This window comes from Streptomyces sp. WAC 04229, assembly GCF_003947455.1.
Classification (GTDB): domain Bacteria; phylum Actinomycetota; class Actinomycetes; order Streptomycetales; family Streptomycetaceae; genus Streptomyces.
In genome coordinates, this window is the sequence record NZ_QHJH01000208.1 from 1 (window position 1) to 12629 (window position 12629).

The window sequence follows — 12629 nt, forward strand, 5'->3', positions numbered from 1 at the left end:
GCACCCCGCCCGCCGAACACCACCGTCCTGCCCTGGGGCATCGCCGTACTCGCCGCGGGCCTCGCCGTCGAGACCTACACCGGGCACCCGGCCACCAACCCCGACACCGCCCCGTCGGCCGGCGTACTCGTCGGCTGGGCCCTCACCGCCCTGGGCCTCGCCCTCGCCGGCCCCGGCCTCACCCACCTGTGCGGCCGCCTCCTCCAGGCCGCCCGCCCCGGCGCCCTGCGGCTGCTGGCCGGGCGCGTCCTCATGGACGAGGCGCACCGCATCGGCCGCCCCCTCGGTGTCGTCTGCGCCGTGGCGGCCGCGGCCTACGTGGCCACCTCGCTGTATGCCACCGACGGCCCGGACTTCGGCGCGCTGAGCACCCTGGGCGCCCTCCTCGTGGCCGGCTGCACGGTGGCCACCCTCCTCACCGCGGCCGTGGAGGCCAAGCACGACCGCGCCGGCACCACCGACGCCCTGCTGCGGCTGGGGGCGCCCCCGGCCACCCTGCGCGCCGCCGCCGCCGTACGCGCCGCCGCGCTGCTCGCCCTGTTCGGTCCGCTGACCCTGATCGTCGCGGCACTGGCGGCGCTCCCCCTGTCCCGCTGACGCCCTCGCGGCACCCGCGGAAAACTTCCCGAAGAGATCCACGAAACGGCGATGAGTTCCGCGCGCGCCGTACGTCTAACCCTTCGAACAGCACGGCAACGGCAGCGCACTTACGGGAGAGGCCCTCATGTACCAGCAGATGATCTTCGTGAACCTGGCCACCAACGACCTGGCCGCCTCGAAGAAGTTCTTCACCGGTCTCGGCTACGAGATCAACGCCCAGTTCAGCGACGACACCACGGCCTCGATCCCGCTCAGCGAGACCATCGTCGTGATGGTGCACACGCCGGAGAAGTACCGCCAGTTCACGAAGAAGGAGATCGTGGACTCCGCCAAGTCCAGCGAGGTGCTCCTCGCGCTGAGCGCCGAGAGCCGCGAGAAGGTCGACGAGCTGGTGGAGAAGGCGGTCGCGGCCGGCGGCTCGGTCAGCGGCGAGACCCAGGACCACGGCTTCATGTACGGCCGTGCCTTCGACGACGTCGACGGCCACACCTTCGAGGTCGTGTGGATGGACCCGGCGGCGGTCGAGGGCTGAGCCCGCAGGGGGCCGGGGCACCTCCCGATGCGCTGAAACGTGTCGGCGGTTAATAAGACGGCAAAGTCAACGCGCTTGGCGGGCATATGCGTTGACACTGCTTATGCACCGCTTATAAACCAGTGAGGCTCATGGGTGTGCTGATGCCGTGTCATCGAGCGTCGGCACCCTGCCCACCCCCCATCTGTGCTCCCGTAAAGGACAAACGTGGCAGTCCTGTCCATAATCAGCCGCACGGCATCACGCCGTAGCGTCCGCGCCCTCGGCGTCGTCGCCGCCTCGGCGGCTCTGGCCGTCGGCGCCGCCGGCAACGCCCTCGCCTGCAACATCGGCGAGTTCTCCGCCGCCGCCAAGTGCGAAGGCGACAAGGGCGTCATCACCGTCACCGACGTGGACCCCGCCGGCGTGCCCGCCGTGGTCACCGTCTACCTGCAGAACAACGGTGCCGACGCCGAGAAGATCGGCGAGCAGACGGTCAAGGGCTCGCGCGAGGGCAGCACCATCACCTTCGCCGCGGACTGGAAGCCGAACGCCGAGTACCGCATCCACGTCAAGGCCGACCCCTACGTCGACGAGGACATCAAGCCCAACCTCACGACCCCGTCGACCCCCTGCAAGACCGAGGACACTCCGAGCCCGACCCCGTCGGAGAGCTCCTCGACCCCGTCCGACGAGACGGAGACCCCGGCCCCCGAGCCGTCCACCTCGGCCCCCGCGCCGACGGAGGACCAGAGCACCGCTCCGGCGGCCGCGCCGAGCAACGCCCCGTCCCCGGCGGCCGGTGACTCCAATCTCGCCGAGACCGGCGCCAACTCCAACACCGGCATGATCGCCGGTATCGCGGCGGCCCTGGTCGTCGTCGGTGGCGGTGCCGTCTTCTTCGGCCTGCGCCGTCGCGGAGCGAACAGCACCCGCTGACGCCGGCCACAGATGGACAGCGACGGTGGCCCGTCCCCGGTCCGGGGGCGGGCCACCGTCATGCCCGGGGGGCGCCGCCCGTCGCGGGCCCTCGCTCAGCCGAGCACGACGACCTCCGCCGCGTCGAACTCCACCCCGACCGCGTCCCCGACCTCCGGTGCCGCCCGCAGCGCGCACGCCGCCTCCAGGCGCGGCGCGTCCTCCGGCTGGAGGCGCACGGCGACATGGGTGCCCCGGAAGGTGCGTGCAGCGACCGTGCAGGGCAGGCCGGCGTCGGCGGCGACGATCCGCACCCCGGCCGGCCGCACGAGCACCGTCCGCGTCCCCTGGAGGGCGTCCTCGGGAACCGGGACCTTGCCCCACGGCGTGTCCGCGACCTGCCCGGCGACGGTCGCCTCCACCACGTTGTCGAAGCCGAGGAAACGGGCCACGAAGGCGTCGGCCGGCCGCTGCCACACCTCGAGCGGCGTCCCCGACTGGGCGATCCGCCCGTCCCGCATCACCACGACCCGGTCGGCGAGCGCGAACGCCTCGCCCTGGTCGTGGGTCACGGCGAGCACCGTGGTGCCCAACCGGCCGAACAGCTCCCGCAGTTCGACCACCAAGCGCTCCCGCAGCGAGCGGTCGAGCTGACCGAGCGGCTCGTCCAGCATCAGCAGCCGGGGCCGGGGCGCGAGCGCCCGGGCGAGGGCCACCCGCTGCTGCTCGCCGCCGGAGAGCGCGGCGACGGACCGGCGTCCGGCGCCCGGCAGTCCGACCAGCTCCAGCAACTCCTCCACCCGGTCCCGCTGTTCGGTGCGGGACGCGCCCCGCATCCGGGGCCCGAAGGCGATGTTTCCGGCCACGTCCCGCTGCGGGAACAGCTGGTGGTCCTGGAACATCAGGCCCAGCTCGCGCCGGTGCGCGGGCACCCCGGACTGGTCCCGGCCGTCGAGCGTCACCCGCCCGGCGTCCAGCGGCTGGAGCCCGGCCACCGCGCGCAGCAGTGTCGACTTGCCGCTGCCGCTGGGCCCGAGCACGCACACCACCTCGTGCTCGGCGACCTCCAGGTCGACGGCGTCCAGCACGGCCCGCCCACCGAAGCGGACGGTCGCACCCTCAAGGCTCAGCAGCATCCCTGGATCACCCGCACAACCAGTCGCATCTCTAGAACTCCCCGCTCCGGTCGGTGCGCAGCCGTTCCAGCACCACCAGCGCCACGGCGCACACCAGCATCAGAATCGTCGAAAGGGCCATGGCCTGGCCGTAGTTCATGTCCCCGGGCCTGCCCAGCAGCCGCGCCACGGCGACCGGCAGCGTCGGATTGTCGGGCCGCGCGATGAACACGGTCGCGCCGAACTCCCCGAGGGACACGGCGAAGGCGAACCCGGCCGCGACCAGCAGCGCCCGCCGCACCATCGGCAGGTCCACCTCCCGCCACACCCGCCAGGGCGAGGCCCCGAGCACCGCCGCCGCCTCCCGCAGCCGTCCGTCCACCGCCCGCAGTACGGGCAGCATGGTCCGTACGACGAAGGGGACACCGACCAGAGCCTGGGCGAGCGGCACCAGGATCCAGGAGGAGCGCAGGTCCAGCGGCGGTTCGTCCAGCGCGATCAGGAACCCGAAACCGACGGTCACGGCGGACACCCCGAGCGGCAGCATCAGCAGCGCGTCGAAGCCCCGCACGAAGCGCCCCGCGTCCCGCCGGGTGAGCGCGGCGGCGGCGAGACCGCCGATCACCACGGCGATGGCGGTGGCGGCGACGGCGTACTGGAGGGAGTTGCCGATGGCCTCGATCGGCGGGACCAGGAAAGTGCCGCCGTCGGCACTGGTCAGCGCCCGGTAGTAGCCGAAGCCGGGCGCGCCGAGCGACCGCTGGACCAGCACGGCGAGCGGCAGCACCAGCAGCAGCGCGACGGTGCCCAGGACGCCCGCCAGCAGCGCCCACTGGCCCGTGCCCCGGGGCCTGCGCGCGGTCGTGGCTGCGTCCACCAGCCGCAGGGCGCTCTCCCGCCGCCGTACGGTCCAGGCGTGCACGGCGAGGACCGCGGCGACCGCCGCGAACTGGATGAGCGTCAGCACGGCCGCCGTGGACAGGTCGAAGATCTGGGACGTCTGCCGGTAGATCTCCACCTCCAGGGTGGAGAAGGCGGGTCCGCCGAGGATCTGCACGACGCCGAAGGAGGTGAAGGTGAACAGGAACACCATCAGCGCGGCGGCCGCCACCGCGGGAGCGAGCGCGGGCAGTGTGACCTGCCGCCAGGCTCGCAGGCGGGAGGCTCCGAGCATCCGCGCGGCCTCCTCCTGCCGCGGGTCGAGCTGCGCCCACAGGCCGCCCACGGTGCGCACGACGACGGCGTAGTTGAAGAAGACGTGCGCGAGCAGGATGGCCCACACGGTGGTGTCCAGCCGTACGCCCCACAGCTCGTCGAGCAGCCCGCCGCGCCCCACCAGGGCCAGGAACGCCGTCCCCACGACGACCGTCGGCAGCACGAACGGCACGGTTACCACCGCCCGCAGCGCCTGCTTGCCGGGGAAGTCGAAGCGGGCGAAGACGTAGGCGCCGGGCAGTGCGATCAGCAGGGTGAGCGCGGTCGACGCCAGCGCCTGCCAGGTCGTGAACCACAGCACGTGCCGCACGTCGGACTGGGCCAGCACGTCCCCGATCCGGCCGAACTGCCAGGCGCCGTCGACCTCCAGGCCGCGCGCGACGATCGCGGCGACGGGGTAGGCGAAGAACACCGCGAAGAACGCGACGGGCACGGCCATCAGGGCGAGCCGCGCCGCGCTCCCACGCGGGTTCCGAGCCCTGGGGGCTCCCTTGCCTACTTCAGTACGAGCGAGGTCCACGACTTGACCCACTGGTCGCGATTGTCGGCGATCTTCGCCGGGTCCATGGTCTGCGGGTCCTTGGCCTGCGGCCCGTACTTCACGAACGCCTCGGGGATCTGCGCGCCCTTCCGCACCGGGTACACGAACATGTTCAGCGGCATGTCGTCCTGGAACTGCTTGCCGATGAGGAAGTCGAGGAGTGCCTTGCCGCCCTCGGGGTTCTTGGCGTTGCTCAGCAGGCCCGCGTACTCGACCTGGCGGAAGCAGGTGCCGTCGGCGACGCCGGTGGGCGCGGTGGACGGCTGCGGGTCGGCGTAGATCACCTCGGCGGGCGGGGAGGAGGCGTAGGAGACGACGAGCGGACGGTCGCCCTTGGCCTTCTTGCCCCCGGCCGAGCCGGAGAACTCCTCGTTGTAGGCCTGCTCCCAGCTGTCGACGACCTTGACGCCGTTCGCCTCCAGCTTCTTCCAGTAGCCCTCCCAGCCGTCGTTGCCGTACTTGGCGGCGGTGCCGAGCAGGAAGCCGAGGCCGGGCGAGGAACTGCCCGCGTTCTCGGTGACGAGCAGGTCCTTGTACTCCGGCTCGACCAGGTCGTCGAAGGAGTCCGGCGGGGTCAGGCCGTGCTTCTCGAAGTACGCCTTGTCGTAGTTGACGCAGACGTCCCCGGTGTCGACGGGCGTGACCCGGTGCTTGTCCGGGTCGGCCCGGTACTCGGGCAGGACCAGGTCGGAGCCCTTCGCCTCGTAGGGCTGGAACAGCCCGTTGTCGAGGGCGCGGGAGAGCAGGGTGTTGTCGACGCCGAAGAAGACGTCGCCCTGCGGGTTGTCCTTGGTGAGGACGGCCTTGTTGACGGCCTGCCCGGCGTCGCCGTCCTCCAGGACCCTGACCTTGTAGCCGGAGCTCTTCTCGAAGGCGGCGATGACCTCCTTCGAAGCGGCCCACGAGTCGTGGCTGACCAGGGTCACGGTCTTGGAGTCGCCGGAACCCTGCCCTTCGCCGGACGACGACCCGCACGCGGCCAGGCCGCCGACCATGCCGAGGCCGACGGCCAGGACGGTGACCTTCTTGGTGATGCTCACTGATTCCTCCTGGGTGACCAGGAGAAGACGCGGCCCCGCCCGCGACCCCTGGCGAGGGTCCCGGGCAGGGCGCAACAGCTCGAGTGGTGACCGATCTCCCTACCCAGAATGACCTGGGCCAGGTTCGGAGGGTCTGCGGCCGGTGCCGCACTCTCAGCGCTGTGGCGCTCCCCTGTCGGAATATGAAGATGTGGTTACTGCTTACGACGTACTGACGCCGGTCAGGTTACCGCTCGCTCGCGGCGAGCTGACCACACGCCCCGTCGATCTCCTGGCCACGGGTGTCCCGGATCGTCACCGGCACACCGTGCGCCGCGATCGCCTCCACGAACGCCTTCTCGTCCTCGGGCCGCGACGCGGTCCACTTCGAGCCGGGCGTGGGGTTGAGCGGGATGAGGTTGACGTGTACCGGCCGGCCCTTGAGCAGCCGCCCGAGGCGGTCGCCCCGCCACGCCTGGTCGTTGATGTCCCGGATCAGCGCGTACTCGATGGAGAGCCGGCGCCCGGACTTCGCGGCGTACTCGAACCCGGCGTCCAGCACCTCACGCACCTTCCAGCGCGTGTTGACGGGGACGAGGGTGTCGCGCAGCTCGTCGTCGGGGGCGTGCAGCGAGATGGCGAGGCGGCACTTGAAGCCCTCGCCGGTGAAGCGGTTGATCGCCGGGACGAGACCGACCGTGGAGACGGTGATCCCGCGCTGGGAGAGCCCCAGCCCGTCCGGCTCCGGGTCGGTGAGCCGGCGGATGGAGCCGACGACCCGGTTGTAGTTGGCCAGGGGCTCGCCCATGCCCATGAACACGATGTTGCTGAGCCGGGCCGGACCTCCGGGGACCTCGCCGTCCCTGAGCGCCCGCATCCCGTCCACGATCTGGTGCACGATCTCGGCCGTCGACAGGTTCCGGTCCAGGCCGGCCTGTCCCGTGGCGCAGAACGGGCAGTTCATGCCGCAGCCGGCCTGGGAGCTGATGCACATGGTGACCCGGTCCGGGTAGCGCATGAGCACCGACTCGACGAGCGTCCCGTCGAAGAGCTTCCAGAGCGTCTTGCGGGTGGTGCCCTGGTCGGTCGACAGATGCCGGACGACCGTCATCAGCTCGGGCAGCAGCGCCTCCCGCAGCCCTTCCCGCGAACCGGCGGGGATGTCGGTCCACTGCTCGGGGTCGTGCGCGTACCGTGCGAAGTAGTGCTGCGAGAGCTGCTTCGCACGAAAGGCCTTCTCGCCGGCGGCGACGACGGCCTCTTTACGCTCGGCGGGCGTGAGGTCGGCAAGGTGCCGCGGCGGCTTCTTGGCTCCGCGGGGGGCGACGAATGTGAGTTCTCCGGGCTTAGGCATGGCTGTACCAGTGTCGCAGACATATGAGAAGAGACCCGCCGCCCTGTGGACAACGGGTCTCTCGTCGAAGAACGTGCAGGTGAAGCCGGTCCTGCGGGCTCACGCCGGCCGGATCAGCCGGACCCCACGAAGATCACCAGCAGCAGCCACACCACCGGTGCCGTCGGCAGGAGGGAGTCCAGGCGGTCCATGATGCCGCCGTGGCCAGGCAGGAGGGTGCCCATGTCCTTGATGCCGAGGTCACGCTTGATCATGGACTCACCGAGGTCGCCCAGCGTGGCGCTGACGGCGACCGCGAGGCCGAGCAGCAGGCCCTGCCACCAGGCGCCGTCCTCGATCATGAACTGCATGCACAGCGCGCCCGCCGCCATCGCGAAGGCCACCGCTCCCAGCAGCCCTTCGCGGGTCTTGCCGGGGCTGATGCGCGGGGCGAGTTTGGTCCTGCCGAAGCGCCAGCCGACGGCATAGGCACCGGTGTCGCTGACGACCGTGAGCACCAGGAAGGTCAGCACGCGCTGCGCGCCGTCGTCGGCCATCAGCATCATCGTGACGAACGTGGCCAGGAAGGGCACGTAGAACGCCGCGAACAGACCTGCCGTGACGTCCTTGAGGTAGCCCTCCGGCGGCTCGGTCATCCGCCACACGAGCACCGCCAGCGCCGTGAGCGCCATGGCGACCCACGCACCCTCGGCACCTCGCGCGTACCCGGCGACCACCATCGCCGCGCCGCCGATCGCCAGCGGCACGAGCGGCGCCTTGATGGCCTTGCGCTCCTCCAGCCGCTTGGTCAGCTCCCACAGCCCCACGACCACCGCAACCGCGACCACGCCGACGAAGACGGCCTTGACGACGAACAGCGACGCGATGATGACGGCGCCGAGTGCGACGCCGACCCCTATCGCCGCGCCCAGGTCGCGCCCCGCGGTCTTCTTCGGCGGCGGCTGGGACTGCGCCGGCTGCGGGGCGTCGGGCATGGGCTCCGGATTCTGCGGCACCGCCGCGTACGGCTGCGCCGGCGGGTTCTGGAACAGGGGACCGCTCACCCGAGCGGCCCCCCGGTCGTCGTCCTGGTCACCGCCGTGTTCGGGTACGTCGGGCACGATGGGCATGGGGCGAGTCTGCTGCGCGTACTGCGCATCGTATGCGGGACCCGCCGGGGCAGCGCCCTGGACAGGTCCCCCGTCGGACGGCCCCCAGTACCCGGCTTGTGGCGGCGCTCCCCAGGAAGAGTCGTTCATCAGACCTCGAGCAGTTCCGCTTCCTTGTGCTTGAGGAGCTCGTCCACCTGGGCGACGTACTTCGAGGTGGTCTGCTCGAGCTCGCTCTCCGCACGGCGGCCCTCGTCCTCGCCGACCTCGCCGTCCTTGATCAGCTTGTCGATGGCGTCCTTGGCCTTGCGGCGCACGGAGCGGATGGACACCTTGGCGTCCTCGCCCTTGGTCTTGGCGACCTTGATGTAGTCGCGGCGGCGCTCCTCGGTCAGCTCGGGGAACACCACCCGGATGATGTTGCCGTCGTTGCTCGGGTTGACGCCCAGGTCGGAGTCGCGGATCGCCTGTTCGATGTTGCGCAGGGCGCTCTTGTCGAAGGGCGTCACCACGGCCATGCGCGGCTCGGGCACGGAGAACGAGGCCAGCTGGTTGATCGGCGTCAGCGCGCCGTAGTAGTCGGCCACGATCTTGTTGAACATCGCCGGGTGCGCACGGCCGGTGCGGATCGCGGCGAAGTCCTCCTTGGCGACCACGACGGCCTTCTCCATCTTCTCCTCGGCCTCGAGGAGGGTCTCTTCGATCACCACTTGCTCCTGCGTCTTGAGTAGGCCCGGCTGCGGTCCCCTGGCGGGACGGCGGCCGGCTGCGTCGCGTTCTTCCTGCACGGTTCCCGACCGGCGGGACATTGTCCATCCCCCGGCCCGGCCCCGTCCCGTTCGTCCCCCGGACAGGTGGCGTCCGCGGACAGGGGGTGTTCTCCGGTCAGTCCCGGGTGCCCTGGTCACCCACGAGCGTGCCGATCTTCTCACCCTTGACGGCGCGGGCGATATTGCCCTCCTTCAACAGCTCGAAGACCACGATCGGGAGGCTGTTGTCGCGGCAGAGCGTGACGGCGGTGGCGTCGGCGACCTTGAGGTCGCGGGTGATGACCTCGCCGTAGCCGAGCGCGTCGAACTTCACGGCGTCCGGGTTGGTCTTGGGGTCGGAGTCGTAGACCCCGTCCACGCCGTTCTTGCCCATGAGCAGCGCCTCGGCGTCGATCTCCAGGGCGCGCTGAGCTGCGGTGGTGTCGGTGGAGAAGTAGGGCATGCCCATTCCGGCGCCGAAGATGACCACGCGGCCCTTCTCCAGGTGGCGCACGGCGCGCAGCGGGATGTACGGCTCGGCGACCTGGCCCATGGTGATGGCGGTCTGCACGCGGCAGTCGACGCCCTCCTTCTCCAGGAAGTCCTGGAGGGCCAGGCAGTTCATCACGGTGCCGAGCATGCCCATGTAGTCGGAGCGGGCCCGGTCCATGCCGCGCACCTGGAGTTCGGCCCCGCGGAAGAAGTTGCCGCCGCCGATGACGACGGCGATCTCGGCGCCGTCGCGTACGACCGCCGCGATCTCGCGGGCGATGGCGTGCACCACGTCGGGGTCGACGCCCAGGCCGCCACCGCCGGAGAAGGCCTCTCCGGACAGCTTCAGCATGAAGCGGCCGCGTACTTTGCCGTCGTCGCTCTTCTCGGCCTTGGTGGTCATGGAGATCTCGCCTCTTTTACGTGGGTCACACACACGAAGAAGGCCACTGCCGGTGGGGGCGTGTTTCGCATCCCATACGCGGCAATGGCCTCCTCGTCAGATCTGCTGTCGTCCGCCGCCACGCGCGCGTGCGCCACGGCCTGTGCGAACGACGCCGACGACTGCTGTCGACCCTACCGGGGTCGAGCGTCCGTCGCGGTACGGACTCAGATGCCGACCTTGATGCGCGAGAAGCGCTTCAGGGTGACACCGGCCTCTTCCAGCACCTTCTGGACGGACTTCTTGTTGTCCAGGGCGTAGGGCTGACCCAGCAGGGTCGCGTCCTTGAAGAAGCCGTTGAGGCGACCCTCGACGATCTTCGGCAGGGCGGCCTCGGGCTTGCCCTCGGCGCGGGTGGTCTCCTCGGCGACGCGGCGCTCGGACTCGACGACCTCGGCCGGGACGTCCTCCTTGGAGAGGTACTTCGGCGCGAAGGCGGCGATGTGCTGGGCGACGCCCTTGGCGATGTCGGCGTTCGGCTTGTCCAGCTCGACGAGGACACCGATCTGCGGGGGCAGGTCGGGCATCGTGCGGTGCATGTACGCGGTCACGAAGCCGCCGGAGAACTGCGCGAAGCGGTCCAGGACGATCTTCTCGCCGAGGTTGGCGTTGGCCTCGTCCACGTAGGCCTGGACGGTCTTGCCGGCCTCGATCTCGGAGGCGAGCAGGGCATCCAGGTCCGCCGGGGCGGCCTTGGCGACGTGCTCGGCGATGGTCTTGGCGACGTTCTGGAACTTGTCACCCTTGGCGACGAAGTCCGTCTCGCACTTGAGCTCGACCAGGACACCGGAGGTGTTGTCGTCGGCGATGATCGAGACGACGGCACCGTTCTCGGCGGAGCGGCCCTCGCGCTTGGCGACGCCCTTCTGGCCCTTGATGCGGAGCGCCTCGACGGCCTTCTCGACGTTGCCCTCGGCCTCGTCCAGCGCCTTCTTGCAGTCCATCATGCCGGCGCCGGTGAGCTCACGAAGCTTCTTGACGTCGGCGGCGGTGTAGTTCGCCATGATTCAGGAATCTCTCTCGAAGTCCGAAGATCTACGGGCCGGACGGCGGGGGCTTCGTGGGCCCCCGCCGTCCAGAACCCGAAGGTGGTGAGGGGTCAGGCCTGCTCGGCGTCCGCGGCGGGAGCCTCGGCGGGCTTGTCGGCGTCGGCGACCTCGGTGGCGGCCTCCTCGACAGCCTCGGAGACCTTGGCGTCGGGGGCGGGCGCCTCGGCGGCGGCCTCGACGGCCTCGTCCTTCTTCTCGCCCTCGAGCAGGTCGCGCTCCCACTCGGCGAGCGGCTCGCCGGCGGCCTTCTCGCCCTTGGCACCGCCGGCGGCACCGGAGCGGGCGATGAGGCCCTCGGCGACGGCGTCGGCGATCACGCGGGTGAGCAGGGTGACGGAGCGGATCGCGTCGTCGTTGCCCGGGATCTTGTAGTCGACCTCGTCGGGGTCGCAGTTGGTGTCGAGGATGGCGACGACCGGGATGTTGAGCTTCCGGGCCTCGCCGACCGCGATGTGCTCCTTCTTGGTGTCCACGATCCAGACGGCGCTGGGCACCTTGGACATCTCGCGGATACCGCCGAGGGTCTTCTCCAGCTTGGCCTTCTCGCGGGAGAGGACCAGCAGCTCCTTCTTGGTGAGGCCGGAGGCGGCCACGTCCTCGAAGTCGATCTGCTCGAGCTCCTTCAGGCGCTGCAGGCGCTTGTAGACGGTCGAGAAGTTGGTGAGCATGCCGCCCAGCCAGCGCTGGTTGACGTAGGGCATGCCGACGCGGGTGGCCTGCTCGGCGATGGCCTCCTGCGCCTGCTTCTTCGTGCCGACGAACATGACCGTGCCGCCGTGGGCGACGGTCTCCTTGACGAACTCGTAGGCGCGGTCGATGTACGACAGCGACTGGAGCAGGTCGATGATGTAGATGCCGTTGCGCTCGGTGAAGATGAAGCGCTTCATCTTCGGGTTCCAGCGACGGGTCTGGTGACCGAAGTGGACGCCGCTTTCCAGCAGCTCCCGCATCGTGACGACGGCCATGGCCGTTCTCCTTGGTTTTCTCGGTTGTGCCGCGCCAGCCGGACGGCTTGCGCGCCTGACGCCCGCTGTGCGCCGTGCCGCAAGGGACCGAGGGGCGCTGACACGCGCCTTGGAAGGCGTCGTGTCGGGGCGTGCGAAGTCGACCCGGTGACCCGGATCGCCACCAGAAGTGTACGGGACCGGAGGGGTACCGGGTGACGCGGCTGTCCACAACCGGGCGGCGGTCCACAGGCCCGCCCGGAGGCCCGCTCCGTGCGGGACGGTTCTCGCATGCGAGCGAGGCGGAGCGTGAGTGCGTGGGTGTGTGCGTGCGTGTGTGCGAGTACGTGGGTGGTGCTGCTGTCGTCCGTCCCGGCCCCGGCGCCGTTCGGCGCCGCGCGGGCGGCGTCGGTGGTGCCGTCGGCGGGCGTGGGGCGGGGTCCGGATCCTTCGGTGCCGGACGTGGCCCGGTGGTGGCCGGTGGGCACCCGGCCCGCGGTCCTGCGGGGGTGGGAGCCCCCGGCCGACGCCTACGGTCCTGGGCACCGGGGCGTGGACCTCGCCGCGGCGGGCGGCGCCCCGGTGCGGGCGG

At 70.7% G+C, this 12629-nt stretch carries 11 protein-coding genes, 2 pseudogenes and 1 riboswitch; of the genes and pseudogenes, 4 read left to right on the plus strand and 9 right to left on the minus strand.

What is annotated here, in order from left to right:
* From DMH12_RS32840 to DMH12_RS32850, 3 genes and pseudogenes are all read left to right on the plus strand, one after another.
* Window positions 1–597, plus strand: a pseudogene (locus DMH12_RS32840) (hypothetical protein); the annotation flags it as partial.
* A 127-nt stretch (window positions 598–724) separates the two neighbouring features.
* Window positions 725–1132, plus strand: coding sequence for a VOC family protein (locus DMH12_RS32845; protein WP_125495025.1), 408 nt, complete (start codon window positions 725–727; stop codon window positions 1130–1132).
* Window positions 1133–1339: 207 nt separating this feature from the next.
* Entirely contained in the window at window positions 1340–2050 is a 711-nt protein-coding gene (locus tag DMH12_RS32850; RefSeq protein WP_125495026.1) for an LAETG motif-containing sortase-dependent surface protein, read from the plus strand.
* 95 nt (window positions 2051–2145) lie between these two features.
* On the opposite strand, the gene DMH12_RS32855 is transcribed toward DMH12_RS32850, so the two are convergent.
* The 9 genes from DMH12_RS32855 to rpsB all read right to left on the minus strand — a co-directional run bounded on the left by DMH12_RS32855 (window position 2146) and on the right by rpsB (window position 12058).
* On the minus strand, window positions 2146–3165 hold the full coding sequence (locus DMH12_RS32855) for an ABC transporter ATP-binding protein (RefSeq protein WP_125495027.1): 1020 nt from the start codon (window positions 3163–3165) through the stop codon (window positions 2146–2148).
* 31 nt (window positions 3166–3196) lie between these two features.
* Window positions 3197–4798, minus strand: coding sequence for an iron ABC transporter permease (locus tag DMH12_RS32860; RefSeq protein ID WP_125495028.1), 1602 nt, complete (start codon window positions 4796–4798; stop codon window positions 3197–3199).
* Between the two features lie 56 nt (window positions 4799–4854).
* Complete coding sequence (locus DMH12_RS32865) at window positions 4855–5940, minus strand: thiamine ABC transporter substrate binding subunit (protein WP_185832692.1); 1086 nt, start codon at window positions 5938–5940, stop codon at window positions 4855–4857.
* A gap of 78 nt (window positions 5941–6018) precedes the next feature.
* Window positions 6019–6124: riboswitch (TPP riboswitch) on the minus strand.
* A gap of 42 nt (window positions 6125–6166) precedes the next feature.
* A complete protein-coding gene (rlmN, locus tag DMH12_RS32870) occupies window positions 6167–7273 on the minus strand; it encodes a 23S rRNA (adenine(2503)-C(2))-methyltransferase RlmN (RefSeq protein ID WP_125495029.1) in 1107 nt (368 codons plus the stop codon).
* 113 nt (window positions 7274–7386) lie between these two features.
* Entirely contained in the window at window positions 7387–8511 is a 1125-nt protein-coding gene (locus tag DMH12_RS32875) for a phosphatidate cytidylyltransferase (protein ID WP_125495030.1), read from the minus strand.
* Complete coding sequence (gene frr / locus DMH12_RS32880) at window positions 8511–9068, minus strand: ribosome recycling factor (RefSeq protein WP_122615154.1); 558 nt, start codon at window positions 9066–9068, stop codon at window positions 8511–8513. The genes DMH12_RS32875 and frr overlap by 1 nt, the downstream gene beginning before the upstream one ends.
* Window positions 9069–9246: 178 nt before the next feature.
* Window positions 9247–10005, minus strand: a complete 759-nt coding sequence (pyrH, locus tag DMH12_RS32885; protein ID WP_064730053.1) for a UMP kinase — start codon at window positions 10003–10005, stop codon at window positions 9247–9249.
* Between the two features lie 206 nt (window positions 10006–10211).
* Window positions 10212–11048, minus strand: coding sequence for a translation elongation factor Ts (tsf, locus tag DMH12_RS32890; RefSeq protein ID WP_125495031.1), 837 nt, complete (start codon window positions 11046–11048; stop codon window positions 10212–10214).
* Window positions 11049–11143: 95 nt separating this feature from the next.
* Window positions 11144–12058 (minus strand): 30S ribosomal protein S2, encoded by a 915-nt coding sequence (gene rpsB / locus DMH12_RS32895; RefSeq protein WP_122615156.1) that lies wholly within the window; start codon window positions 12056–12058, stop codon window positions 11144–11146.
* 312 nt (window positions 12059–12370) lie between these two features.
* On the opposite strand from rpsB, the pseudogene DMH12_RS32900 reads away from it, so the two are divergent.
* Window positions 12371–12629 (plus strand): annotated as a pseudogene (locus tag DMH12_RS32900) (M23 family peptidase); the annotation flags it as partial.